This is a genomic window from Plebeiibacterium sediminum, assembly GCF_026013605.1.
In the GTDB taxonomy this organism is placed as follows: Bacteria; Bacteroidota; Bacteroidia; order Bacteroidales; family Marinilabiliaceae; genus Saccharicrinis; species Saccharicrinis sediminus.
In genome coordinates, this window is the sequence record NZ_JAPDPJ010000329.1 from 1 (window position 1) to 437 (window position 437).

1 protein-coding gene is annotated in these 437 nt (G+C 42.3%); it reads left to right on the forward strand.

Annotated elements, in window-relative coordinates:
* Positions 1 to 437 (forward strand): Calx-beta domain-containing protein (locus OM075_RS25670; RefSeq protein WP_301193400.1); only part of this gene is annotated, 437 nt, incomplete at both ends.

A 437-nucleotide genomic window follows, 5' to 3' on the forward strand; every position in this document is an offset into this window, starting at 1 on the left:
CATCAGCAGTAACAGTAGATTACGCCACCGCCGATAACACAGCGACGATAGCCAACAGCGACTATGTAGAAGTAACAACTACTAGTTTGACCTTTACGGCAGGTGAAACTTCAAAAACAGTAAGCGTTACAGTATATGGTGATGCGGTATATGAAGGTGATGAAAGCATGTATGTTAATTTAAGCAATGCTTCAGGAGCGAGTATATCAGATAATCAAGGCGTTGGAGCCATCACAGATGATGACGGACAACCGGCCATCAGCATTAACGATGCATCTGTAACAGAGGGCAATTCAGGTACTGCTACTTTAAATTTTACCGTTTCATTGAATCATGCCAGTACATCAGCAGTAACTGTAGATTACGCCACCGCCGATAACTCAGCAACCATAGCCAATAGCGACTATATAGAAGTAACAACTACTAGTTTGACCTTT